The organism is Duganella sp. Root336D2, from assembly GCF_001425005.1.
GTDB lineage: Bacteria > Pseudomonadota > Gammaproteobacteria > Burkholderiales > Burkholderiaceae_D > Rugamonas.
The window spans coordinates 1-24,160 of sequence record NZ_LMDB01000014.1 but is presented as its reverse complement, the minus strand read 5'-3'; the positions used below and the strand labels follow the sequence as shown (position 1 = coordinate 24,160).

At 60.5% G+C, this 24,160-nt stretch carries 25 protein-coding genes; 18 read left to right on the top strand and 7 right to left on the bottom strand.

Annotation, left to right across the window (positions count from 1 at the left end; genetic code table 11):
- Positions 1-263: 263 nt before the first annotated feature.
- Genes ASD07_RS15470 through ASD07_RS15425 form a run of 10 tightly spaced genes read left to right on the top strand, consistent with a single transcriptional unit; the run spans position 264 to position 9,609 of the window.
- Complete coding sequence (locus tag ASD07_RS15470; RefSeq protein ID WP_055932015.1) at positions 264-1,742, top strand: B12-binding domain-containing radical SAM protein; 1,479 nt, start codon at positions 264-266, stop codon at positions 1,740-1,742.
- Positions 1,743-1,788: 46 nt separating this feature from the next.
- On the top strand, positions 1,789-2,910 hold the full coding sequence (locus ASD07_RS15465) for an ABC transporter permease (RefSeq protein ID WP_055932012.1): 1,122 nt from the start codon (positions 1,789-1,791) through the stop codon (positions 2,908-2,910).
- Entirely contained in the window at positions 2,910-3,749 is an 840-nt protein-coding gene (locus tag ASD07_RS15460; protein WP_055932010.1) for an ABC transporter ATP-binding protein, read from the top strand. The genes ASD07_RS15465 and ASD07_RS15460 overlap by 1 nt, the downstream gene beginning before the upstream one ends.
- Positions 3,750-3,759: 10 nt before the next feature.
- Positions 3,760-4,698, top strand: coding sequence for an MlaD family protein (locus ASD07_RS15455; protein ID WP_055932007.1), 939 nt, complete (start codon positions 3,760-3,762; stop codon positions 4,696-4,698).
- 9 nt (positions 4,699-4,707) lie between these two features.
- Entirely contained in the window at positions 4,708-5,379 is a 672-nt protein-coding gene (locus ASD07_RS15450) for an ABC-type transport auxiliary lipoprotein family protein (protein ID WP_055932004.1), read from the top strand.
- A 3-nt stretch (positions 5,380-5,382) separates the two neighbouring features.
- Complete coding sequence (locus tag ASD07_RS15445; protein WP_082507351.1) at positions 5,383-6,573, top strand: VanZ family protein; 1,191 nt, start codon at positions 5,383-5,385, stop codon at positions 6,571-6,573.
- 25 nt (positions 6,574-6,598) lie between these two features.
- Positions 6,599-6,919, top strand: coding sequence for a ferredoxin (locus ASD07_RS15440; RefSeq protein WP_055932001.1), 321 nt, complete (start codon positions 6,599-6,601; stop codon positions 6,917-6,919).
- The gene (locus ASD07_RS15435; protein WP_055932018.1) at positions 6,919-7,551 is read left to right on the top strand and encodes an alpha/beta hydrolase; all 633 of its coding nucleotides are present in this window, start codon (positions 6,919-6,921) and stop codon (positions 7,549-7,551) included. Before ASD07_RS15440 ends, ASD07_RS15435 begins: the two co-directional genes overlap by 1 nt.
- A gap of 37 nt (positions 7,552-7,588) precedes the next feature.
- Positions 7,589-8,734, top strand: a complete 1,146-nt coding sequence (locus tag ASD07_RS15430) for a D-alanyl-D-alanine carboxypeptidase family protein (protein ID WP_055931998.1) — start codon at positions 7,589-7,591, stop codon at positions 8,732-8,734.
- Positions 8,734-9,609 (top strand): aldo/keto reductase family oxidoreductase, encoded by an 876-nt coding sequence (locus tag ASD07_RS15425; RefSeq protein ID WP_229207165.1) that lies wholly within the window; start codon positions 8,734-8,736, stop codon positions 9,607-9,609. The genes ASD07_RS15430 and ASD07_RS15425 overlap by 1 nt, the downstream gene beginning before the upstream one ends.
- Before the next feature lie 99 nt (positions 9,610-9,708).
- Here the strand turns inward: ASD07_RS15425 and pssA are convergent, their stop codons facing one another.
- A complete protein-coding gene (gene pssA / locus ASD07_RS15420; protein WP_055931992.1) occupies positions 9,709-10,491 on the bottom strand; it encodes a CDP-diacylglycerol--serine O-phosphatidyltransferase in 783 nt (260 codons plus the stop codon).
- Between the two features lie 113 nt (positions 10,492-10,604).
- On the opposite strand from pssA, the gene ASD07_RS15415 reads away from it, so the two are divergent.
- The 5 genes from ASD07_RS15415 to ASD07_RS30190 all read left to right on the top strand — a co-directional run bounded on the left by ASD07_RS15415 (position 10,605) and on the right by ASD07_RS30190 (position 13,796).
- On the top strand, positions 10,605-11,585 hold the full coding sequence (locus ASD07_RS15415; protein ID WP_156398015.1) for a CAP domain-containing protein: 981 nt from the start codon (positions 10,605-10,607) through the stop codon (positions 11,583-11,585).
- Positions 11,586-11,633: 48 nt separating this feature from the next.
- A complete protein-coding gene (locus ASD07_RS15410; RefSeq protein WP_057246795.1) occupies positions 11,634-12,233 on the top strand; it encodes an Hpt domain-containing protein in 600 nt (199 codons plus the stop codon).
- Positions 12,234-12,697: 464 nt separating this feature from the next.
- Positions 12,698-13,069, top strand: a complete 372-nt coding sequence (locus tag ASD07_RS31720) for a YafY family protein (protein ID WP_229207164.1) — start codon at positions 12,698-12,700, stop codon at positions 13,067-13,069.
- An 80-nt stretch (positions 13,070-13,149) separates the two neighbouring features.
- Positions 13,150-13,395 (top strand): hypothetical protein, encoded by a 246-nt coding sequence (locus ASD07_RS31715; RefSeq protein ID WP_229207163.1) that lies wholly within the window; start codon positions 13,150-13,152, stop codon positions 13,393-13,395.
- 32 nt (positions 13,396-13,427) lie between these two features.
- Entirely contained in the window at positions 13,428-13,796 is a 369-nt protein-coding gene (locus tag ASD07_RS30190; RefSeq protein ID WP_229207162.1) for a hypothetical protein, read from the top strand.
- On the opposite strand, the gene mnmE is transcribed toward ASD07_RS30190, so the two are convergent.
- The 5 genes from mnmE to rpmH all read right to left on the bottom strand — a co-directional run bounded on the left by mnmE (position 13,729) and on the right by rpmH (position 17,811).
- Entirely contained in the window at positions 13,729-15,108 is a 1,380-nt protein-coding gene (mnmE, locus tag ASD07_RS15400; protein ID WP_055931984.1) for a tRNA uridine-5-carboxymethylaminomethyl(34) synthesis GTPase MnmE, read from the bottom strand. The two genes, ASD07_RS30190 and mnmE, sit on opposite strands and share 68 nt — an antisense overlap.
- Before the next feature lie 164 nt (positions 15,109-15,272).
- Positions 15,273-17,006, bottom strand: a complete 1,734-nt coding sequence (gene yidC / locus ASD07_RS15395; protein WP_055931981.1) for a membrane protein insertase YidC — start codon at positions 17,004-17,006, stop codon at positions 15,273-15,275.
- Between the two features lie 8 nt (positions 17,007-17,014).
- Positions 17,015-17,248 carry a membrane protein insertion efficiency factor YidD gene (gene yidD / locus ASD07_RS15390; RefSeq protein ID WP_055931978.1) on the bottom strand — a complete coding sequence of 78 codons (234 nt, stop codon included), beginning with the start codon at positions 17,246-17,248 and terminating at the stop codon, positions 17,015-17,017.
- Complete coding sequence (gene rnpA / locus ASD07_RS15385) at positions 17,245-17,652, bottom strand: ribonuclease P protein component (RefSeq protein WP_082507352.1); 408 nt, start codon at positions 17,650-17,652, stop codon at positions 17,245-17,247. The genes yidD and rnpA overlap by 4 nt, the downstream gene beginning before the upstream one ends.
- Positions 17,653-17,673: 21 nt before the next feature.
- Positions 17,674-17,811, bottom strand: a complete 138-nt coding sequence (rpmH, locus tag ASD07_RS30185) for a 50S ribosomal protein L34 (RefSeq protein WP_078035393.1) — start codon at positions 17,809-17,811, stop codon at positions 17,674-17,676.
- 429 nt (positions 17,812-18,240) lie between these two features.
- Here rpmH and dnaA point away from each other — a divergent pair, with 429 nt between their 5' ends.
- The 3 genes from dnaA (at position 18,241) to gyrB (ending at position 23,548) form a co-directional block, all read left to right on the top strand.
- A complete protein-coding gene (gene dnaA / locus ASD07_RS15380) occupies positions 18,241-19,632 on the top strand; it encodes a chromosomal replication initiator protein DnaA (protein WP_055931971.1) in 1,392 nt (463 codons plus the stop codon).
- A 161-nt stretch (positions 19,633-19,793) separates the two neighbouring features.
- On the top strand, positions 19,794-20,900 hold the full coding sequence (gene dnaN / locus ASD07_RS15375) for a DNA polymerase III subunit beta (RefSeq protein WP_055931968.1): 1,107 nt from the start codon (positions 19,794-19,796) through the stop codon (positions 20,898-20,900).
- A gap of 152 nt (positions 20,901-21,052) precedes the next feature.
- On the top strand, positions 21,053-23,548 hold the full coding sequence (gyrB, locus tag ASD07_RS15370) for a DNA topoisomerase (ATP-hydrolyzing) subunit B (protein WP_055931965.1): 2,496 nt from the start codon (positions 21,053-21,055) through the stop codon (positions 23,546-23,548).
- Positions 23,549-23,879: 331 nt separating this feature from the next.
- Here gyrB and ASD07_RS32310 read toward each other — a convergent pair whose 3' ends face one another.
- The gene (locus ASD07_RS32310) at positions 23,880-24,083 is read right to left on the bottom strand and encodes an HNH endonuclease (RefSeq protein ID WP_082507349.1); all 204 of its coding nucleotides are present in this window, start codon (positions 24,081-24,083) and stop codon (positions 23,880-23,882) included.
- Between the last annotated feature and the right edge of the window lie 77 nt (positions 24,084-24,160).

The window sequence follows — 24,160 nt, the reverse complement described above, 5'->3', positions numbered from 1 at the left end:
GGCAATATCGTCAAACGCCCACACTTATCGACTGTTGATTTTTAAAGATCGCTGCCTTGTTTATTCGACGAAGCGTTGTGTTCGTCAGCAGCAGAGAAGCGAGATTATGCGGTACAGCGCGCAACTCGTCAACCCCTTCTTTTTCTCGTTTCGCTTACTGTTTTAACAGTGTTGCGTTGCGAGGGACAGAACTATAACGGACCGGCGCCGGTCGCGCAAGGGTAAAATGCATGGTTTCGTAATACCGTATTACAGTTCCTGCCATGACGATCCTGCTTTCCACCCTCAATGCCCGCTACACCCATGCTTCGCTGGGACTGCGCTACCTGCTCGCCAACATGGGGGAGCTGCAAGCGCAGACGCGCATCCAGGAATTCGTGATCGGCGCGAAGACCACCGAGATGGTGGAACGCATCCTGGCCGCGCAACCGAAGATCGTCGGTTTCGGCGTCTATATATGGAACGTTGAAGAAACCTGCCGCCTGGTGGCGACGCTGAAACGCGTGGCGCCACACCTGGTCATCGTCCTTGGCGGACCGGAAGTCTCTTACGAAACCGGCGAACAGGAAATTACGCGCCTGGCAGATTACGTGGTAACAGGCTGGGGCGACGTCACCTTGCCTAAACTGTGCGGCGAGATCCTGAACGGTCCGAAGCCTTTGATGAAAGTGCATGCAGGCGTGCAGCCGCCAATGGCGGAGATCAAGCTGCCCTATTCAATCTATTCGGATGAAGATATCGCGCACCGCACCTTATATGTAGAGGCTTCGCGCGGCTGCCCGTTCAAGTGCGAGTTCTGCCTGTCGGCGCTGGACAAGACAGCCTGGCCGTTCAATATCGATGCCTTCCTGGCGGAGATGGAGATGCTGCACGCACGCGGCGCGCGTACCTTCAAGTTCGTCGACCGCACCTTCAACCTGAATATCAAGACCAGCCTGAAGATCATGCAGTTCTTCCTGGATAAGCTGGCCGCGGCGCCGGATGACCCGGTATATGCCCACTTCGAGCTGGTGCCGGACCATTTGCCGGACGCGCTTAAAGAAGGCATTGCGAAGTTCCCGCCCGGGACGCTGCAATTCGAGATCGGCATCCAGAGCTTCAACCCGGTGGTACAGGCGAACATCTCGCGCAAGCAGGATAACGCCAAGGCTGCGGACAATATCCGCTGGCTTTGCGAGCATTCGGACGTGCACATGCACGTTGACCTGATTGCCGGCCTGCCGGGGGAGACCGTCGAGAGCTTCGCCGAAGGCTTCGACAAGCTGTGGGCACTGGGACCGCACGAGATCCAGTTCGGCATCCTGAAGCGCCTGCGCGGCACCCCGATCATCCGCCATACCCAGGAATTCGGGATGGTGTACGACCCGTACCCGCCATATACGATCCTGGCGAACCGGGACATTGACTTTTCGACCATGCAGCGCCTGGTGCGGTTCGCGCGCTATTGGGACCTGGTGGCGAATTCGGGCCGTTTCACGCATACCGTGCCGGTGTTGCTCGGCGAGACCCCGTTCAAATCGTTTATGGCGTTTTCCGATTGGCTTTATGCCAACACGGACGCGACCCACCGGATTGCGCTGGACCGGCTGGCGGTGATGGTCGGGCGCTGGCTGGGAGTGGCGGGCATGGACGCAGCCGCTGTTACTGAGCTGCTGGCGCGCGATGGACACGGGGTGAAACAGAAGGTATCAGCCCCGGCCAGCGCTGCGCCGGCGCGCCAGGCGAGGCACCTGGCCGCCTGACCCGCGCTGAGTGGCGCTATAGGCGAAACTCTTTTACACTGGTGGCATGCCTATTGCTCAAGAGCCAACGTTATCTATCAGCCCAGACGGGCGCACCGTTTCAGCCGGGGGAACCTGGCAAGTCAGTGCACTCGCCAGCAAGCGGGTGATGAAAAGGATTTCGGGTTGCCTGAACCATGTAAAAGACATTCACGCTGTCGAGTGGGACTTGAGCGGCGTCGACATGCTGGACCACGTCGGCGCGCAGCTGCTGTGGAGCGCATGGGACTATAAGCGTCCGGCCAAGCTGAAACTGGTCAACGGCCAGGAAGAAATCTTCAAACGCATCGAGGCTGCCGGCAAGCTGGAAATGCCGCGCGTGCGCAAGGAGCGGTTCGGCTGGGTGACGTCGCTGGGCTTCGGCATCCTGCACTTCCTAGAGCATATGCGCGGCTTCGTACAGCTGATTGGCTCGGTGGTGCAGGATGCGGGACGCTTCGCCGCCAATCCGAAGCGCGGGCCGTGGCGCGAGATTTCGGCGAATATTTTCCACGCCGGCTTCCAGGCCCTGGGCATTACCGCGCTGGTGGGCTTCCTGATCGGCGTGGTGCTGTCCTACCTGTCGGCGCAGCAGCTGCGCAACTTTGGCGGCGACATTTACCTGGTCAACCTGCTCGGCATGTCGATTGTGCGCGAACTGGGGCCCTTGATGGCAGCGATCCTGGTGGCGGGCCGCTCAGGATCGGCAATCACGGCGCAATTGGGCGTGATGCGGGTGACGGAAGAACTGGATGCGATGCTGGTGATGGGTATTTCGCACGGCTACCGCCTGATCCTGCCCAAAGTCATCGCGCTGGCGATCTCGATGCCGCTGCTGGTGATCTGGACCGATGCGGCGGCGCTGATCGGCGGCATGATCGCTGCGAAATGGGAGCTGAACCTGTCGATCCGCTATTTCATCATGAAGTTGCCGCAAGTCGTGCCGCTGGCGAACTATTACATCGGCCTGTTCAAAGGCGCAGTGTTCGGCATGCTGATCGCGATGGTGTCCTGCCACTTCGGCCTGCGCATCCAGCCGAACACGGAAAGCCTGGGCCGCGGCACCACCACTTCGGTGGTGACGGCAATTACCGTGGTGATCCTGGCGAACGCGGTGTTTGCGATCGTCTTCAATGGAGTGGGTTACTGATGAACGACCTGCCGGAACAAGCGGAAGACAACTGCGGCTGCCCCGAGGGCGAGAGCAAGCTGACGCTCGACGGCAGCGTACCCGTGGTGGAAATCACCAGCCTGCAGACCAAATTCGGCCGCACCGTGATCCACAATGACCTGAACCTGACCATCGAGCAGGGCGAGATCCTGTCGATCGTCGGCGGCTCCGGCACCGGCAAGACCGTGCTGCTGCGGCAGATGCTGGGGCTGGAACGTCCCACCAAGGGATGCGTGCGCATCTTCGGCGAAGACATCACGATTGCTTCGCAAGGCCACCTGCAGGAACTGCGCAACCACTGGGGCATGCTGTTCCAGCAGGGCGCCCTGTATTCCGCGCTGACGGTGTTCGAAAACGTCGCGCAGCCGATGCAGGAACTGGGCACCCTGCCCGCGCACCTGATCCGCGACGCGGTGCTGCTGAAGATGAATATGGTGGGCCTGGGCCCGGAACACGCGAACAAGATGCCGAGCGACCTGTCGGGCGGCATGATCAAGCGCGTCGCACTGGCGCGGGCCTTGGCGCTGGAGCCCAAGCTGCTGTTCCTGGACGAGCCGACCGCCGGCCTCGATCCGGACCTGTCGGAGAGCTTCGTAACGCTGATCAAGTCCCTGCATCGTGAGCTGGGATTGACGGTAGTGATGGTGACGCACGACCTGGACACGCTGTTCGCGCTGTCCACGCGCATTGCGGTGCTGGCGGAAAAACATGTGTTGGCGATCGGGCCGACCCGCGAGGTGATCAAGACCGATCACCCGTTTATCAAGGAATTCTTCCTGGGCGACCGCGGCAAGCGCGCGCTGGAGGCCCTGGAATAAGGAGCAAGGCATGGAAAACAGATCACACGCTTTGATGACAGGCATCTTCACGATCACGCTGCTGATCGCGGCGGTCCTGTTCGGCATCTGGTTCAATCGCGACCGGGTCAAGTACGACCCTTTCCTGATCGCGACCACGCAGTCGGTCCCGGGCTTGAATCCGCAAGCTGCGGTACGCTATCGCGGGCTGGAAGTGGGCAAGGTGGACGACATCGATTTCGACCCGAAGCTGGCCGGCCAGATCCTGATCCACCTGAGCATCGACCCGGCAACGCCGATTACCAAGACCACTTACGCCATGCTGGGCTACCAGGGCGTGACCGGCATCGCCTATATCCAGCTGGATGACGAATCCGTCGGTTCGCCTGCGCTGGAGACCACCAAGCAGAATCCCAGCCGCATCCCTTTGCAGCCAGGCTTGTTCGACCAGCTGGAAAAGCGCGGCACGGCGATCCTGGAGAAAGCGGAAGATGTCACCAAAAAGCTGGATACCCTGCTCAGTCCGGATAACCAGAAGGCGATGATGGGCGCCTTCAACGACGTGAGCCAGGCAGCCCAGTCGTACAAGGACCTGGCGGCCAAGCTCGATCCGGCAGTGCAGAAGATCCCGGCGCTGGTGGAGCACGGCGACCGCGCCTTGCAGTCGGTGGATACGCTGGCCAATGAAGCGAGCAAGGTGGCGCGCACCCTGCAGGGTCCGGACGGCGCGGTGCAGCGCATTACCGCCTCCGTCGACCGCGCTACGACCTCGGTCGAGGCGGTGGCCAGCGGCGTCGAGCTGGAGACCCTGCCTGGCGTGACCGGGCTGGCGGATGAAACCAAGTCTTCCATGCGCGCCATACGCCGCACCATGAATAATATTAGCGATCGCCCATCCAGCATCCTGTTCGGCGCACCCGGCACGCCGCCGGGGCCGGGCGAACCAGGCTTTGACCCATCTGGCAAATAAGGACCAGCAATGAAGAAGAACATTCTCCTGACCGCCGTGGTTGCTGCCGCTGCCGCACTGGCCGGCTGCGCCAGCAAGGGGCCGCAACCGACCTCCTACGACTTTGGCCCGATGGGCGCACCGCTGGCGCCTGCCAGCCTGGCGCCGAGCGGCGCGGACTCCAGCAGTGGCACGAGCGGCACGAATGGCGCCAATGGCGCCGGCAGTCCTGCAGCCGGAATCCCGGCCCTGGTCGTATCGGACGTCAGCGGCCCGGCCTCGCTCGACACGCAGCGCATGTACTACCGCCTGATGTACGCCGACGCGCGCCAGTCGCGCCCTTATGCCTACAACAACTGGTCGGTGACGCCGCTGCAGCTGATGTCGCAGCGCCTGAAAGCACGCATCGCGCAATCCGGCGTCAAGGTGGTGTCGACCACCGACGCGGCAGGCGGCCTGCCGCTGCTGCGCCTTGAGGCCGACGAGTTCGCGCAGAACTTCGATAGCGCCACGCAAAGCAGCGCCAGCGTCACCCTGCGCGCCTCGGTATTCCGCAACCACAAGCTGGTCGACCAGCGCACCTTCAGCCGCACTGCGCGCGCAGCGAGCGCGGATGCGGCGGGCGGCGCCGGCGCACTGGCTGAAAGCACGGACGGCATCGCCGCCGACATCCTGGCCTGGCTGGCAAACATGCCGAAGTAAATCATGAACGAAGAAGCGCCCGCCCCAGCTCCCGCGCCAGCGCCCGCCACGGCTCCCAAGCCGGAGGTGCGTACCGGCTCGCCAGTGGCACGGGCAACCCTGCTCGCCTACATGGTGCTGATCATCTACGCGAGCTGGTTCCCGTTCTCCGGCTGGCAAAACCAGGGCCTGTCGCCGCTGATCTTCCTGGAATGGACTTCGCTGCCGCGCTATTGGACCGGTTTCGACGCCGGCATCAACGTGATCGGCTACATCCCCTTCGGCATGCTGCTGGTGTACGCGATGCGGCCCAAGGTCACGGGCTTCTGGGCCTTCCTGCTGGCCAGTATTGCCGGCATGCTGGTCTCCGGCACGATGGAGGCGGTACAGACCTATTTGCCGACACGCGTCTCGTCCAACCTGGACTTCTACACCAACAGCGCCGGCACAATCATCGGCGCCTTCATCGGCGCGCTGACCGCGCACAAGCTGATGGACACCAGCAATGCCTACAAGCTGCGCCAGCGCTGGTTCGCCCAGCATGCCAGCCAGGGCCTGGTCCTGGTGGCGCTCTGGCCGCTGACGCAGATCTATCCCCAGGGCTTCCTGTTCGGCCTGGGGCAGTTGCTGCCCATCCTGTCCGAGTGGCTCAGCGAGTTGCTGGACATGGACATCGACCTGGCGTCCCTGGTGCGCCCCGACGTGACGCTGACGGTGGAGCAGTACTGGCTGTCCGAGACCATCGTCACCGCCTGCGGCATGGTGGGCGCGGCCCTGACCCTGCTGTGCATCCTGCGCAAGCCAGCCCCGCGCGCGCCGCTGGTTGCCCTGCTGGTGGTGACGGCCGTGCTGGTGAAAACCCTGTCGACCGCACTGCAGCTCGGTCCCGACGCCGCCTTCGTGTGGATCACGCCAGGCGCCCAGGGCGGTTTCCTGATCGGCGTGATCATGCTGGGCGGCCTGATTTTCGCGCCCCATGTGGCGCAACGCAGGCTGGCAGTGGCTACGCTGCTGCTGAGCCTTTTGATCGTCAACACGACCCCGACCAACCCCTACTTCAGCGAAACGCTGCAGACCTGGGTGCAAGGGAAATTCCTTAACTTCTACGGCGCGGCCCAGTTCCTGTCGCTGGCGTGGCCATTGGCAGCCCTCTGGTACCTTTGCCTCCCATCGCACAAGCTGAACAAGGAAACCCGGGAAACCCCGGTAAAATAAGCGCCTGCACCAAGAAAGGCTTCAGATGAGCGACAACCAATACTACAAGCATCACGTGTTCTTCTGCACGAACCATCGTGATGACGGCCGCGAAAGTTGCGGCCCGCGCGGCGCCGAAGCCGCCCAAAAGCACGCCAAGAAACGCTGCAAGGAATTGAACCTGAACGGCGAAGGCAAGGTGCGCATCAATTCCGCCGGCTGCCTGGACCGCTGCGAACACGGCCCGGTCGCCGTGGTCTACCCCGAAGGCACCTGGTACACCTACGTTGACACCGCCGACATCGACGAAATCGTCGACAGCCACCTGGTCAACGGCAAAGAAGTAGAGCGCCTGAAAATCAAATGATGAACAAGAATTCCGAGAAGTTTACGCTGCAGGGCAATGCCGGCCTGATGGAAGGCCTGCTCGACATGCCGGCCGGTACGCCGAAAGGCATCGCCCTGGTGGCCCACCCGCACCCGCTGTACGGCGGCACCATGGAGAACAAAGTGGCGCAGACCCTGGCGCGCACCTTCGTGGCACTGGGTTATGTGGCCGCACGCATCAACTTCCGCGGCGTCGGCGCATCCGAAGGCGTGCATGACCACGGCCACGGCGAAACCGACGACATGATGATCCTGTACCAGCACATGGTGCAGCGCTACCCCGGCCTGCCGGTATCGCTGTCGGGCTTCTCGTTCGGCACTTTTGTACAGTCGCACCTGGCGCAGCGCCTGGCCGCTGCCGGCACCCCGGCGGAACGCCTGGTGCTGGTCGGTACCGCCGCTGCCAAATGGCAGATCGCCGACGTACCGGCAGACACCATCCTGATCCACGGCGAAAACGATGAAACCATCCCGTTGATCGACGTGCTGGATTATGCACGCCCGCAGGACATCCCTGTGATCGTGATCCCCGGCGCCGACCATTTCTTCCACCGCAAGCTCGGTCACATCAAGAATTGGGTGATCGCCTTGTGGGGATCGAAAGCACAATAATTTCCCCCGCAACCCCTAATAGTAAGAACAAGCACCAATGAAAAAGATCATCGCTGCACTGGCAACCAGTGTGCTGCTCATGACTTCCGCGGTAGCGCAAACGCTGCCGCCGCCGACCATCGCCGCCAAATCCTGGCTGCTGCTGGATTCCTCCAGCGGACAAGTGATTGCCGCCCAGGACCCTGATTCGCGCGTGGAGCCGGCGTCCCTGACCAAGATCATGACCGCCTACCTGACCTTCCAGGCGCTCAAGGACAAGAAACTGACCCTGGACCAGAAGGTGAACGTATCGGTCAAGGCATGGAAAGTGGACTCCAGCTCGTCGAAGATGTTCATCGACCCGGCCACCCCGGTCTCGATCAACGACCTGCTGTACGGCCTGATGGTCCAATCCGGCAATGACGCCGCCGTGGCACTGGCGGAAGCCGTGGCCGGCGACGAATCGGCCTTCGTCACCCTGATGAACCGTGAAGCGCAGCGCATGGGCATGGCCAATTCCCACTTCGCCAACCCGCACGGCCTGCCTTCGCCGGAGAACTACACCACCGCACGCGACCTGTCCGTGCTGGCGCGCCATGTGATCCAGGACTACCCTGAGTTCTACAAGATCGATTCGGTGAAAAGCTTCACCTACAACAAGATCACCCAGCAGAACCGCAACCGCCTGCTGTGGCTCGACCCGACTGTCGACGGCATGAAGACCGGCCACACCGAGTCCGCCGGCTTCTGCATGGTGGCATCGGCCAAGCGCCCTGCTGGCAACCTGGAGCGCCGCCTGATTTCCGTTGTGATGGGCACCAATTCCGACGGTACCCGTACCGCGGAAAGCCAGAAGCTGCTGAACTGGGGCTTCCAGAACTTCGACACCGTGAAGCTGTACTCCAAAGGCCAGGCGGTCTACACCCCGGAAATCTGGAAAGGCTCGCAGGCGACCGTGAAGATCGGCTTCACCAGCGACGTGCTGGTGACCGTGCCGAAAGGCGTAGCAGCCAAGATGAAGCCTCTGCTGGAGCGCAAGGACCCGCTGGTGGCGCCTATCGCCGCCAACACCCGCGTCGGCACGCTGAAGATGATGGTGGATGGCAAACCGCTGCTGGAACTGCCGGTGGTGGCGCTGGAAACCGTTGACCAGGCTTCGATCTTCGGCCGCGCATGGGATTCCGTGCGCCTGTGGATGAAGTAATGGCGAAACTGAACCTTTCCCGCATCGTCGCGGGCATGTGGCGCATGACCGAATGGGACATGACGCCGCAGCAGCGGCTGGCCTTCATCGAGCAGTGCATTGCGCTGGGCGTGACTTCCTTCGACCATGCCGACATTTATGGCGGCTATGGCGTGGAGGGCTTGTTCGGCGAAGCGCTGGCCTTGAAGCCTTCGTTGCGCGAACAGGTTCAGATCGTAGGCAAATGCGGCATCAAGCTGGTTTCCGGCCGCCGCCCGACGCATACCATCCAGCATTACGACACCAGCTCCGCGCATATCGTGGCGTCGGTGGAGAATTCGCTGAAGGAGCTGCGGACGGATTACCTGGATTTATTGCTGATTCACCGTCCCGATCCTTTGATGGATTTCGACGAGGTGGCGAATTCCTTCCAGCGCTTGCGGTCCGAGGGGAAGGTGAAGGAGTTCGGGGTGTCGAATTTTTCGCGGCATCAGTTCGAGACGCTGGACAAGCGTGTGCCGCTGGTGACCAACCAGGTGGAGTTTTCTCCGCTGCACCTGGAGCCGATGTTTGATGAAACCTTTGACGGCCTGCAGGACCTGGGCGTGCAGCCGATGATCTGGTCGCCTTTGGGCGGCGGGCGCTTGTTCACTGCCGGTGACGAGCAGGGCGAGCGTGTGCGCTTGAAGATCAAGGAAGTGGCGGATGAATTGAATCGTCCGTTTGCGAGTGTGGTGTTTGCGTGGATTATGCAGTTGCCGTGCAGGCCGGTGCCGTTGACCGGGTCGGGGCGCATCGAGTCGATCGAGGTGGCGGTGGAGGCGACGCAGTTTGCGTTGAGCAGGCCGCAGTGGTTCGAAATCCTGCGCGCGGCGCGGGGGCACGAGGTAGCCTGACCCGGTAAACCAGGGTCTGACCCAAGGGTCAGACCCGCATACGCGACGGCGACCGGTCGTGTCTGACCCTTGGGTCTGACACTGGTTTACCGGTTTGGGTCAGTCATCAGCAAAAACCTGCGGCGGCGCAATCCCGCGCCAGCCAGCCCGCCACGCCAAATTCAGCCCCACGGTAAACGCGATATACACCACAAAGAACAGCACGAAGTAGTAGTACCGCAGCCAAACCAGCAGTCCCACATTCACCGCCAGCAGCACCAGCGCCGCAGCGCTCTTCTTCTGCTTCGAGCTGGGGAAACGAATGGTCGATACCATCAGGCTGCCCACCACAAACAGCAGCGCCACGACGTAATACCCCTCCAGGCTCGAATCCGGAAACTCCGGCCACGCCACCACCATCGCAGACACGCAAGCCGCACCCGCCGTAATCGGCATCCCCACGAAGTACTTCGGATCGGTGCGCCCCACGTTCACATTAAAGCGCGCCAGCCGCAAAGCGCCGCAGGCCACAAAGAAGAACGCCGCAATCCCGCCCACCCGCAGCAAGGTCGGATCCGCCGGACCCATTTGCACGAAGCCGTAGCAATACAGCAGCACCGCAGGTGCGCAGCCGAAGTTCATCACGTCGGCAATCGAATCGAGCTGCACGCCGAAGTCGGAACCGGTACCGGTGGCGCGCGCCACGAAGCCGTCCAGCGCATCGAAGATCCCGGCCAGCACCAGCAAGGCCGCAGCCAGGCGGTAATCCTGCGCCAGCCCCAGGTGGGCGTTATCGACGGAAATCACGATGCTGGCAAAGCCGCAGGCGATCGAGAGCAGCGTTACCGTGCTAGGTAAGGCAAATTTGGCGCGTTGGAGTCGCTGATGTCGTTGAGTATTCAAATTAAGGCAATGATGATCAAAAGAGAAAGGCTATTTTACCTCGCCCGGAGGATTACAAAAGAAACACATATTGCCTGAAATTGGCATAGAATCGCGCCATGAAGGAGCTCACTATGGATACGTTCAACAAATGGCACCGTCAGTTGCCAACCCTGCTGGTCGCAGCACTTCTCACCGCTTGCGGCGGTGGCGGAGGGGGCGGTGACAACTCCGCTCCACCGGTGCTTACGCCTCCGGTCACCAATCCACCAGCCACCAGCTGCGTAGTCTCGCCAACCGGCCAGCCTGGTGCAACAGGCGACACGGCAATCGACGGCTTCAACTGGTTCAATTACCGCCGCGCCGACATTGGCTTGACAATGCTGACCTGTAATGAGTTCCTGAACAAGGCAGCCGTAGCGCACTCCAACTACCTGCGCCTGAATAACACCGTGTCGCATGACGAAGTGTCCGGCAATCCTGGCTTCTTCGGCGCGACGGTCAAGAACCGTATCGAAAACGCCGGTTACGTCCTGGGTTCGGAGTATGCCTATGGCGAAGTGATTTCCGCCGTTAGCGACCGTGCGGGCTTCACCCACGCGGAAGAACTGATCGCGGCGATCTACCACCGCTTCGTGATCTTTGAACCGATGTTCCGCGAGATGGGCACTGGCGCTTCCTCCAATGGCAACGGCTATACCTATTTCACCTCAGACATGGCGACCCGCAGCCTCAGTGCCGGATTGGGCCTGGGCAAGGCGGTGGTTTATCCGAGGGACGGCCAGACCGCGGTTCCAACTTCCTTCGACAGCGATACCGAGTCGCCGGACCCGGTGCCTAACCAGAATACCGTTGGCTACCCGGTCAGCGTCCATTCGGACATCACCGCCAGCGCTGGCGGCATCAAGGTGACAAGCTTCACCATCCGCCCACGCGGTGGCCTGCAGATGGTCACGCGCCTGCTGACGCACGCGAACGATACGCACACGTCGGAACAGTCGGCCGCTATTATTCCGCTGTCAACGCTGAGCGCCAACACCACGTATGACGTCAGCTTCTCAGGCACGGTCGACGGTGTCCCTGTGACGAAAAACTGGTCATTTACGACAAAATAACGCCCCTCCCCTAGCCCACATCGGGACAGAGTGCTAAATTCTGTCCTGATGAACAACCTTCTTTCCAGCGCACCAATACGCCAGCGCCTCGACGTCGAGGAGGGACTGGATCGCCTGATGGGCGAACGTTCGTTGTATCTTCAAATCCTGCGCCGCTTCCTGCAGGACTATCGCGATTCCTGTGAACGTATCCAGTCGCTGCTTTCGCAACGGCAGGAGGCCAAGGCGCAGCTGGCGGCGCACTCGCTGAAAGGCTCCGCAGGCCTGATCGGTGCGCAGCTTGTGCATGACCAGGCGGTGCTGGTGGAGAACGCGATTGCCGACGGCGCCGAGTCGGCCGCCCTGCTGACGCATCTCACGGTACTGCTGCGCGAAACCTGCGGCAGCATCGACGATCTCTTACGTGAACATGGCGACAAAGTCGCGCCAGGCGAAACGCCCGCAGCCGATCCCGCGCATCTGCGCGCATTGATCGAAGAACTGGTGGGATTATTGCGTGAAGGTGATGGTGCGGCCATCGACCTGGTAGAAAAATCGGCGACGATACTGGCAAGTGCGCTGGGCGTGCCGACCTTCCAGATGATTGCGGCGGCTACGCATGCATTCGATTTCGAAACTGCCCTGGACGTGCTGGAGATGGAACTCTAGCCGCCATCAATCCGAGAAGTGCGCCTCTTCATCGAAGGAGTCCGCGCACTCCTTGCCGCAAAAGCGCCGCACGGCGTCCAACGGTCTTTCGCAGTACCAGCAGGAGCCCTTGGGAGGCAACGATTGGCGCACGCCACTTGGGCGCTCGGCCGTCGCGACACTTTCAGCGGGTGGGATTTCCTGTTGCGTCTCCACGATATTCCCCTTTACAGACATGCCCTGGAACCAAGGTTACTGCATAGCGCAGACAGGAACATGACCTGCCTCAACAAAATAATAGCAGGATTAAATCGGCGGCATAGGTGACTCAACGTGCGTCAACGCACCAAAAGAAACAAAATTATTCCAATGAGAAGCACAGGCGCGATAGGACTTAGTTCCATGACATCACGCGCAAGCTGATGCAGAAGCTGGAGAGATGGCTTATCTTTACGTCCGCTTTACGCCGCATATGACCACATCCAATGTCACGCTCTGAACGCCTGCTGAATCTTCTGCAAGTCTTACGCCGCTACCGCCGCCCGGTCAGCGGCAAGGTATTGGCCAATGAACTTGGCGTCAGCATCCGCACCTTGTATCGCGATATCGCCAGCCTGCAAGCCCAAGGGCCCATGATAGAAGGCGAGCCACGGATTGGCTACGTCATGAAACCGGACTTCATGCTGCCGCCCCTGATGTTTGGTTCGGAAGAACTCGATGCATTGGTGCTGGGCATGCGCTGGGTCGCCGATCGTTGCGACCACACGCTGGTCGAGGGGGCGATGAATGTACTGGCCAAGGTGTCGGCCGTATTGCCTGCAGAATTGCACGCGAGCTGGAGGAGTCGGCGCTGCTGATTGGCACTCCGTTGCACAGGCCAGACAACCCGCCGTCTCCTGATGTGCTTCGCAAAGCCGTGCGTTCCGAGCAGAAGCTGGTGATCACTTACATGGATGGCAGCGGCGTCGAGACGCAACGCGCGGTGTGGCCATTTGCCCTGGTCTATTTTGACCAGGCCAAGGTGCTGATGTACGGGTGCGAGCTAAGAAACGCCTTCACAAACTTCCGTGCAGACCGCATCGTGGCAACGGGGGAAATGCCCGCTTTGCTTCGCGAATGGAGCAAGGTGCACCAGGAGGCCGCCCAATCAATACTGCCAGAATCTGGCAGTACAGGAATTTAGACTGAGCCCTCTTTCAAGTCAGGAGCTCATCAATGAAATTCGCATCGATTCCCCTTTCCGGCATCACGGCAAACCGTCCGGCAGAAGGATTTGGAGAAATCCACTTCGACGGCGCCGTACTGGCCCTTTCCTCTGAACGGCTGATCGCCCTGTTCAACGTAGGCGCAGCCAAAGCAGCAGCCAACCAATCAGCGATCCTGGAGTTTGAAGTCAGCGACGTCGATGCAGTGTTCGATCGCGTAGCCGGCAACGACTATGCCGTGGGGGAACCGCTCCTTGCTGCTGAGGGACCCGGACGGCAACCTCGTCAACATTTTCTCCCGCCCCGCGAACTCACTTGCCGATACAGAAGCGCGAGAAGATCACACCCAGCAGGTCGTCTGAAGAGAACTCGCCGGTGATGGTGGAGAGCTGCACTTGCGCCAGGCGCAGTTCTTCTGCGAACAGGTCCAGCGACTGGTCGGTTTGCGCGGCGTGCTGGCCGGCGTAGTCGAGGTGCCTGGAGGCGTTGCGCAAGGCGATCAGGTGGCGCTCACGTGCGAGGTAGAGCGACTCGCCGGTCTGCTGCCAGCCGGCGATGCGCAGCAGCTCGGCGCGCAGCAGGTCGATGCCGGTTTTCTCGTTGGCGGACAGGTAGATGTGGGTTGCATCGGCCATCTCGTCGACCGACGGCTTGTGGCCGGACAGGTCGATCTTGTTCCAGATGCGCAGCACCGGCACGCCTTGCGGGAAGTTGGCGACGATGACCTCATCATGCCGGGTCGGGCCATGGTCGGCGTCCAGCAGGTGCAGGATGACGTCGGCCTTGCCCACTTCGCCCCAGGTACGTTCGATGCCGATGCGCTCCACCACATCCACCGCCTCATCGTGGCCGCGGATGCCGGCGGTGTCGATGATGTTGAGCGGGATGCCTTCGATCTGGATGGTCTCGCTGACCTTGTCGCGCGTGGTGCCGGCGATCGGCGTGACGATGGCGACTTCAGCACCGGCCAGTGCATTCAGGAGTGAGGACTTGCCCACATTCGGCTGGCCGACCAGTACCACGTTCAAACCTTCACGCAGCAGCGCGCCTTGCGAGGCTTGCTTGAACACCTGGTCGAGCGCTTCGACGATGCTTTTCAACTGGCCGCGCGCATCGGACTTTTCCAGGAAGTCGATTTCTTCTTCCGGGAAGTCGAGCGTGGCTTCCACCAGCATGCGCAGGTGGGTGACGCGCTCCACCAGGGCGTGGATGGTTTGCGAGAAGGCGCCGCTGAGCGAAGCAGAGGCGGACTTGGCGGCGGCTTCGGTGGAAGCGTCGATCAGGTCGGCCACGGCTTCGGCTTGCGCCAGGTCCAGCTTGTCGTTCAGGTAGGCGCGGCGGGTGAATTCGCCAGGTTCGGCCAGGCGCAGGCCTTGCTCGGCGCCCGCTTCCAGCACGCGCTGCAGCAGCATTTGCAGCACGATCGGGCCGCCGTGGCCCTGCAGTTCGATCACGTCTTCGCCGGTGTAGGAGTGCGGCGCTTTGAACCAGATCGCAATGCCCTGGTCGATGACGGTGCCGTCGGCTTGCGTGAACGGGATGTAGGTGGCGTGGCGCGGTTTGAGGTCAGCGCCTTTGAACAGGGCTTGCGCCAACGACTGCAGGTTCTTGCCGGACGCGCGCACAACGCCGATGCCGCCGCGGCCGGGCGCTGTGGCGATTGCCGCGATGGGGGAGGAATCTAGGTTCATTTGGTGATCTTATCTTTAAACCCGGTAAATCTGGGTACGACCCAAGGGTCGGACCCTGTCTGCTCTGAGGCCTGGGGCTTCGGCATAAGCGGGTCTGACCCTTGGGTCAGACCCTGGTTTACCGGGGTTGAAAAAAGCCCGCGTCTGGCGCGGGCTTCTTGAACTTACTTGGCTACGCCAACCTCTAACTTCTTGGTGATCACCCACTGCTGCGCAATCGACAGCAGGTTGTTCACCACCCAGTACAGCACCAGGCCGGATGGGAAGAAGAAGAACATGACCGAGAAGGCGATCGGCATGAACATCATCATCTTCGCTTGCACCGGATCCGCAGGCTGCGGGTTCAGGCGGGTGGTGATGTACATCGAAATCGCGTACAGGATCGGCAGGATCGCCCATGGATCGTGCTGGGTCAGGTCGGTGATCCACAGCGCCCATGGAGCACCGCGCATTTCAACCGACGCATTCAGCACCCAGTACAGGGCAATAAACACCGGCATCTGCACCAGGATAGGCAGGCAGCCGCCGAGAGGATTGATCTTCTCGGTTTTGTACAGCTCCATCATGGCCTGGTTCATCTTCTGCGGGTCGCCTTTGTAGCGCTCGCGGATGGCGGTCATCTTCGGCGTCACGGTCTTCATCTTCGCCATCGAGCGGAAGGAAGCAGCGGACAGCGGGAAGAACAGCAGCTTGATCGCCACGGTGAAGGCGATGATGGTCCAGCCCCAGTTGCCGACCACGGAGTGGATGGCAGCCATTGCCGCCCACATCGGGCGCGCCACGATGGCCAGCCAGCCGTAGTCCTTGACCAGGTCCAGGCCTTCGGTGACTTGCTTCAGGGTGTCGGTGTCTTGCGGGCCCGAGTACAGGCGGGCATTGTTGGTCACCGATGCGCCTGGCGCCAGGGTGCCCAGCGGCTGCACGACGCCGATCGAGTACAGGTTGTCGCCTTCTTTCTTGGTGAAGATGGTGCGGTCCAGCTTATCCTGCGGCACGAAAGCGGACACGAAGAAGTGCTGCGCAATCGCGACCCAACCGTCTTTTGCCTCGGTCACATGGCTCGGCTTGAACTTGGGATCTTCCGCCAGCGACTTGGCATCTTTCTCGATCTGCTTGAACTCGTACTTCTTGTAGTGGCTCTCCGAAGTGAACATGGTCGGAGCGATGAACGAAGGGTTCATGAAGCCCGAGCCTTCCGGCGGGGTACCATCATGCTTCAGCTGCAGGTATAGCTGCGGTGCCAGTGCGGCAGCGCTGGTGTTGGTGACGGTGTGCTGCACGTCCACCACGTAGTCGCCCTTCTTGAAGGTGAAGGTCTTGGCCAGCTTGACACCGCCCTGCTCGGCTTCCAGCACCAGTTTCACCTGGTTGCCATCATTCAGCATGCGCGCGCCCGGCTGGGCCACGAATGCGGTCAGGTGATTCGGCAGGCCAGGCGCGCCTACCAGGCCGGTTTCGCCCAGGTAGATATGCTTACCGTTCTCGCTAAACAGCACCTCGGTGTTATTGCCGCCCTTAGGTTTGCAGAATTCGAACAGACCCCAGCATCCGCCCAGCCAGCCCGGATCGGCGCTGCCCTTGTGCTTCAGCAGTTCCAGGCGCTTGATGGTGCCGCCCAGGGTGTCGATATCGACGCGCATCACGTCGGTAGTAATGGTCACCACTTCGGTCTTGACCGGAGCAGCGACCGCGCTGCCATCCACCGCAGCGGCGGCGCCGGCAGCGGCAGGAGCAGGCGTACCGGCGGCAGTCGCCGACGCCGAAGCCACAGCGGCTGGCTTGACAGGAGCCGGAGCAAACATGGACGGCTTGCCGGTCGAGATCATCCAGTTATTCCACAGGATAACCAGCGAGACCGCGAAGACGATCCACAGGATTGAGCGTTTATTGATATCCATTCGGTTCTTCAGGAGTGGTTGAAGTGCTTTGGCGGCACGGGGTCGACCCCGCCCGCATTCCAGGGATGGCAGCGGCATACCCGGCGAAAGGCCAGGTAACTGCCTTGAGCCGCACCATGCTCGCGCACAGCTTCGAGCGCATAGTTGGAGCAGCTAGGGTAAAAACGGCAACTCGGTGCACCCATCAGCGGACGGATGACCCATTGGTAAAAGCGCAGCAGGATGGTCAGCAGCGTTTTCATTTTGCCGGCCTGGCCTTGTTGGCTTGCGCAAAAAGGCGCGTCAGTTCCTGGCGCAGTTCGGCCTTGAGTTTGGCCGTGGTGGCCGGACCGTCCTTGCTATTGACGGGGCGCGACAGGCGCACCACGCAATCAATGGCAGGGAGCTCGGTAACGCGGAACAGTTCGCGCGTGACGCGCTTGATGGTGTTGCGGGTAACCGCGCGCGGTGCAAAGCGTTTGGCAACGACAATGCCCAGCCGCGCATTAGGCAGCTGGTTCTGGCGGGTATAGAGCACGAAGTGCGCGCTCTTCTGCGTTGGCCGCAAACTAAAAACGGATGAAAATTCATCCGTTTTTATGATGCGCCGAGCGCGAGCGAAGTCGTGTCTGCCTTCGCCTGTCGAGCTGTTAGGACAGCTTTCCACGCGATCAGCTAACAAGCGTGCTTAAACTACAGCCAGACGCTTGCGGCCTTTTGCACGGCGTGCGTTCAGGACTTGGCGGCCGCCACGGGTAGCCATACGGGCGCGGAAGCCGTGGGTGCGCTTGCGACGCACAACGGAAGGTTGGTAAGTACGTTTCATGTTGGTCTCGCTAAAAAATACAAAATCGGGACGGACGGTGTCCCTAAAAATGTTGGTGCCAATGACATTTCGCGCACTGCGCCAATCTCACTGCCCGCTAAATCCGCGCGTCGTTAATCTGAATAATCACGGACTACGGGCGGGGAACCCAGAATTATCAGGATTTTTCGGTTTACTGTCAACCACTTAAACCGGTAAATCAGGGTCTGACCCAAGGGTCAGACCCGACTACGCGGCGGCCGATGGTCCGGGTCAGACCCTTGGGTCTGACCCTGGGTTACCGGTTTGGTTGCAAAAAACCCAGCCCCAGCACGGTTGTGCAAAATTTCTGGTTAACCTGTGGATAACTTCCGACTTAGCGGCTAGAATAGCGCGTTACGTGTGGCGATTACGAACGCCCTCCCACACTTTTTGCATATAGATAGATTCATGGAAAATTTCTGGCAGTCCTGTTCCCAGCAACTGGAACTTGAGCTGACGCCGCAACAATTCAGTGCCTGGATTAAGCCGCTTGTGCCCCTCGATTTCGAGGACAACAAGCTGCGCGTTGCTGCGCCAAACCGGTTCAAGCTGGATTGGGTAAAGACTCAATTCGCTAGCCGCATCACGGCCCTGGCCTGCCAGTATTGGGAAACCGTCATCGAGGTGCAGTTCGTCCTCGACCCGCGCACCCACGCCCTGAAAAAACCTGCCGCACCCGCCGTGGTGTCCGGCCCGCTGAGCGATATGCGCCCGGAAAGCCCGGCCGCCGCCGCCGCGCCGACCGCCGCCGCCGAATACCAGAATCCGAAGACCCGCGAAAACAGCCGCATCAACCCGGACCTGACCTTCGACTCCTTCGTGACCGGTAAGGCCAACCAGCTGGCGCGCGCCGCCGCGATCCAGGTCGCCAACAACCCAGGCGTGTCGTACAACCCGCTGTTCTTCTACGGCGGCGTAGGCCTGGGTAAGACCCACTTGATCCACGCGATCGGCAACCAGGTGATGGCCGACCAGCCAGGCGCCCGCATCCGCTACATCCACGCAGAACAGTACGTTCGCGACGTAGTGACCGCTTACCAGCGCAAGGGTTTCGACGACTTCAAGCACTACTACCACTCGCTGGACATGCTGCTGATCGACGATATTCAATTCTTCGGCGGGAAGTCCCGCACGCAGGAAGAGTTCTTCTATGCGTTTGAAGCGCTGATCGCGGCCAAGAAGCAGATCATCATCACCTCGGACACGTATCCGAAAGAGATCACCGGCATGGATGACCGCCTGATCTCGCGCTTCGACTCCGGCCTGACGGTGGCGATTGAGCCGCCGGAGCTGGAAATGCGCGTCGCAATTCTGCTGAAAAAAGCCAAGTCCGAAGGCGTGACCCTGAACGACGACGTCGCCTTCTTCGTCGCCAAGCACCTGCGCTCCAACGTGCGTGAGCTGGAAGGCGCGCTGCGCAAGATCCTGGCTTACTCCCGCTTCCACGGTAAGGATATTTCGATCGATATCGTGAAAGAGGCGCTGAAGGACCTGCTGTCTGTGCAGAACCGCCAGATTTCTGTGGAAAACATCCAGAAAACGGTGGCGGACTTCTTCAACATCAAGGTGGCGGACATGTATTCCAAGCGCCGCCCAGCCAACATCGCCCGCCCACGCCAGATCGCCATGTACCTGGCCAAGGAGCTGACCCAGAAATCGCTGCCGGAAATCGGCGAACTGTTCGGAGGACGCGACCACACTACCGTGCTGCACGCCGTGCGCAAGATTGCGGCGGACCGTACCAAGAACCCGGAGTGCAACCATGAATTGCACGTGCTGGAGCAGACGCTGAAAGGCTAAAACCGGTAAATCTGGGTCTGACCCAAGGGTCAGACCCGACCGGCGGCCGTCGCGTCAGCGGGTCAGACCCTTGGGTCTGACCCCGAATTACCGGTTTCAGACTGCTATACTGTCGAGTTAACAAAAGAACCAACGTACCAACCCATTAACTGAGGATATTTATGCAACTGGTCAAAACCACCCGAGACACGCTTCTCCGGCCACTGCAGATCGTGAGCGGTATTGTCGAGCGTCGGCACACTATGCCGATTCTGGCCAATATCCTCATCCGCAAGGAAGGTGAAAGCGTCTCTTTCCTCTCCACCGACACGGAAGTCCAGATCACGACCCACGCAGACATCGGCTCGGGTGCCGACGTCACCGGCACCACGGTCGCCGCGCGTAAGCTGCTGGACATCCTGCGCGCGCTGCCGGAAGCCGGCGACGTGACCATGACCCTGCTGAACAAGCGCCTGACCGTACAAAGCGGCAAATCGCGCTTCGCCCTGCAGACCCTGGCCGCCGAAGAATTCCCGACCGTGCAGCAGGCAGAAAGCTTCACCGCCAGCTTCCAGCTGCCGCAAAAAACCCTGAAGCACCTGTTCAACATGGTGCACTTCTCGATGGCGCAGCAGGACATCCGCTACTACCTGAACGGCCTGCTGCTGGTATTGGACGGCAACAAGGTCATCGCCGTAGCGACCGACGGCCACCGCCTGGCCTTCTGCCAGGTAGAGACCGACCAGAATTTCGCCCGCGAAGAAGTCATCATCCCGCGCAAGACCATCATCGAGATGCAACGCCTGCTGGAAGAAACCGACGAAGCCGTATCGCTGGACATCGCCGCAAGCCAGGTCAAGCTGACCTTCGCCGACATCGAGCTGATCTCGAAGCTGGTGGAAGGCAAGTTCCCTGACTACACCCGCGTGATCCCGAAGGGCTACACCAACAACTTCACCATCGGCCGCGAAGAGCTGCTGCGCTCCCTGCAGCGCGCCGCGATCATGACCAGCGATAAGTTCAAGGGCGTACGCTGCATCATCACCCCAGGCTCGCTGAAGATCTCGTCCACCAACGCGGACCAGGAAGAAGCGGTTGAAGAACTGGAAATCGACTACGGCGGCGACAGCGTGGACATCGGCTTCAACGTGACCTACCTGCTGGACGTGCTGAACAACCTGAAGTGCGACCAGGTCAACGTAGCGCTGGGTGACAGCAACAGCTCCGCACTGATCTCGATTCCAGAGAACCAAGACTTTAAATACGTTGTAATGCCGATGCGCATTTAAACCCGGCAAATCGGGGTCAGACCCAAGGGTCAGACCCCGGTATGCCGAAGCCGCCGGCCGTAGAGCCGACAGGGTCCGACCCTTGGGTCGTACCCAGGTTTACCGGGTTTAAAAAAGAGCACAAAAGTAATTCGTTAAAGAGAAAGCAGTCCATGTCCGAAAGCCACAACGAACAACCCAAGGCCAAAGCAGAAGAATACGGCGCCGCCTCGATCCAGATCCTCGAAGGCCTGGAAGCAGTCCGCAAGCGTCCTGGAATGTACATCGGCGACACCTCCGACGGCACCGGCCTGCACCACCTGGTATTCGAGGTGCTGGACAACTCGATTGACGAAGCCCTGGCCGGCCACTGCTCCGAGATCCACGTCACCATCCACAGCGACAACTCGATCTCGATCACCGACAACGGCCGCGGCATTCCAGTCGGCCTGAAGATGGACGACAAGCACGAGCCAAAACGCTCCGCAGCCGAAATCGTGCTGACCGAGCTGCACGCCGGCGGCAAGTTCGACCAGAACTCCTATAAAGTCTCCGGCGGCCTGCACGGCGTGGGCGTCAGCTGCGTCAACGCACTGTCCAAGCTGCTGCGCGTCACCATCCGCCGCGACGGCAAAGTGCACCAGATGGAATTCGTGCGCGGCGCAGCCCAAAACCGCGAAATCGAAATGATCGACGGCGTGGCCGTCTCCCCGATCAAAGTGATCGGGGAAACCGACAAGCGCGGCACCGACGTGCACTTCTGGGCCGACGAAGAGATCTTCACGCACGTGGAGTTCCACTACGAGATCCTGGCCAAGCGTATTCGCGAACTGTCCTTCCTGAACAACGGCGTCAACATCAAGCTGACCGACCAGCGCAACGGCAAGGAAGAAATCTTCGCATTCGAAGGCGGCACCCGCGGCTTCGTTGAATACATCAACAAAGCCAAGACCGTACTGCACCCGACCGTATTCCAGGCCACCGGCGAACGCAACTCCGACCAGGGCACCCTGATCTCGGTCGACGTCTCCATGCAATGGAACGACGCCTTCAACGAACAGGTACTTTGCTTCACCAACAACATTCCGCAGCGCGACGGTGGCACCCACCTGACCGGCCTGCGCGCGGCAATGACCCGCGTGATCAACAAGTACATCGACGAAAACGACTTCGCCAAGAAGGCCAAGGTTGAAATCAGCGGCGACGACATGCGCGAAGGCCTGACCTGCGTGCTGTCCGTGAAAGTGCCGGAACCGAAGTTCTCGTCCCAGACCAAAGACAAGCTGGTCTCATCCGAAGTGCGCGGCCCGGTCGAAGAGATCGTCGCCAAGACGCTGACCGACTTCCTGATGGAAAAGCCGAACGACGCCAAGATCATCTGCGGCAAGATCGTGGAAGCAGCGCGTGCCCGTGAAGCAGCGCGCAAAGCCCGCGACCTGACCCGCCGCAAAGGCATCATGGACGGCCTGGGCCTGAGCGCCAAGCTGGCCGACTGCCAGGAAAAAGACCCAGCCCTGTGCGAACTGTACATCGTCGAGGGTGACTCCGCAGGCGGCTCCGCCAAGCAGGGACGCGACCGCAAGTTCCAGGCCATCCTGCCACTGCGCGGTAAGGTGCTGAACGTGGAGAAGGCACGCTTCGAAAAGATGCTGTCTTCCGAGCAGATCACCACCCTGATCGCCACCCTGGGCACCAGCATTGGCGCCGACGAATTCAATATCGAAAAGCTGCGCTACCACCGCATCATCATCATGACCGACGCGGACGTCGACGGCGCCCACATCCGCACCCTGCTGCTGACGCTGTTCTACCGCCAGATGCCGCAGCTGGTTGAGCGCGGCCACATCTACATTGCACAGCCACCGCTGTACAAGGTAAAGGCCGGCCGCGACGAGCGCTACCTGAAGGACGACCTGGAAGAAGCCGGCTACATGATGAACGTAGCGCTGAACACCGCCGCCCTGACCCCGCGCGACGGCGCCGACATCATCCAGGGCGAAGCGCTGGGCGAACTGGCACGCACCTACAACATGGCCAACGCCATCATGACCCGCCTGACCCGCGTGATCGACCGCGCCGCGCTGACTGCCATCATGACCGGCGTAACGCTCGACCTGGCGACCATCGACGCAGCCCAGGCATCGGCCAAGGCGCTGGAAGCGAACATCAACGACAGCGCCGTGAAGGTTTCCGTGACCACCGACGAACTGTCCGACAAGCACACCCTGCGCATCGAACGCCTGCACCACGGTAACGTGAAGGTCTCCTCGATCGACGCCGACTTCGTGCAAGGCGCCGACTACAAAGTGCTGGCCGACGCCGCCGCCACCTTCACCGGCCTGATTGGCGAAGGCGCCGTGATCCGCCGCGGCGAAGGCGAGCGCACCAAGGAAAGCGGCGTAGTGGACTTCCACCACGCCATGCAGTGGCTGCGCGACGAAGCGGAACGCACCGTGAGCAAGCAGCGCTACAAAGGTCTGGGCGAGATGAACCCATCGCAGCTGTGGGAAACCACCATGGACCCGACCGTCCGCCGCCTGCTGAAAGTGCAGATCGAAGACGCGATTGCTGCTGACCAGATCTTCACTACGCTGATGGGTGATGATGTGGAGCCACGACGGAACTTCATTGAGACCAATGCGCTACGCGCGGGTAACATCGACGTATAAAGCTTCCTCGCTAAATTGCTAAGGCCCATGGAATTCCATGGGCTTTTTCATTTCCGAACACCTTGGAATGCATGCCCGCATTCGCGAAACCTACGTTGCGCAATACCGTAGCTTGTACGGCACAAATGGAATCGGCAAAATTCCCCGACGCCGTCCATCACATAAAAATTCTTCACAACGGGGTCGGTAAAGCACGCTTATATTATAAGTATCAGGGGAGTTTGCAGTTCGTTCAGAACCAACGCTAAGCCAGATTCCTGTGAAGCTCGCAGCGGCCATGTCCTAAATCTACTGGGGAGGTTGCACAGCATAGTGCAGCTGCGATTTGTGTTCAGCGCTTGAGGTTAGCTTGCTTAATTTCGTCTCTGAGCGTTTCGACGGACAGCGCCGGATCTGACCGGTGAATCATTGCATGGCAGTTGGGGCAAAGGGGAACCAAGTCCTGAATAGGGTCGACCACATACGATTCCTTGATTTCAGCAAGTGGCTTTAAATGATGAACATGGATGAACTCTAAAGTGGACCCATCAGTCAAGACACTTTGCCGCTTAGTTTAAGCTGTGCCCATTTCCAATTCCACAGCTGCATGGCGCTGCCCCGTAATTCCTGCAT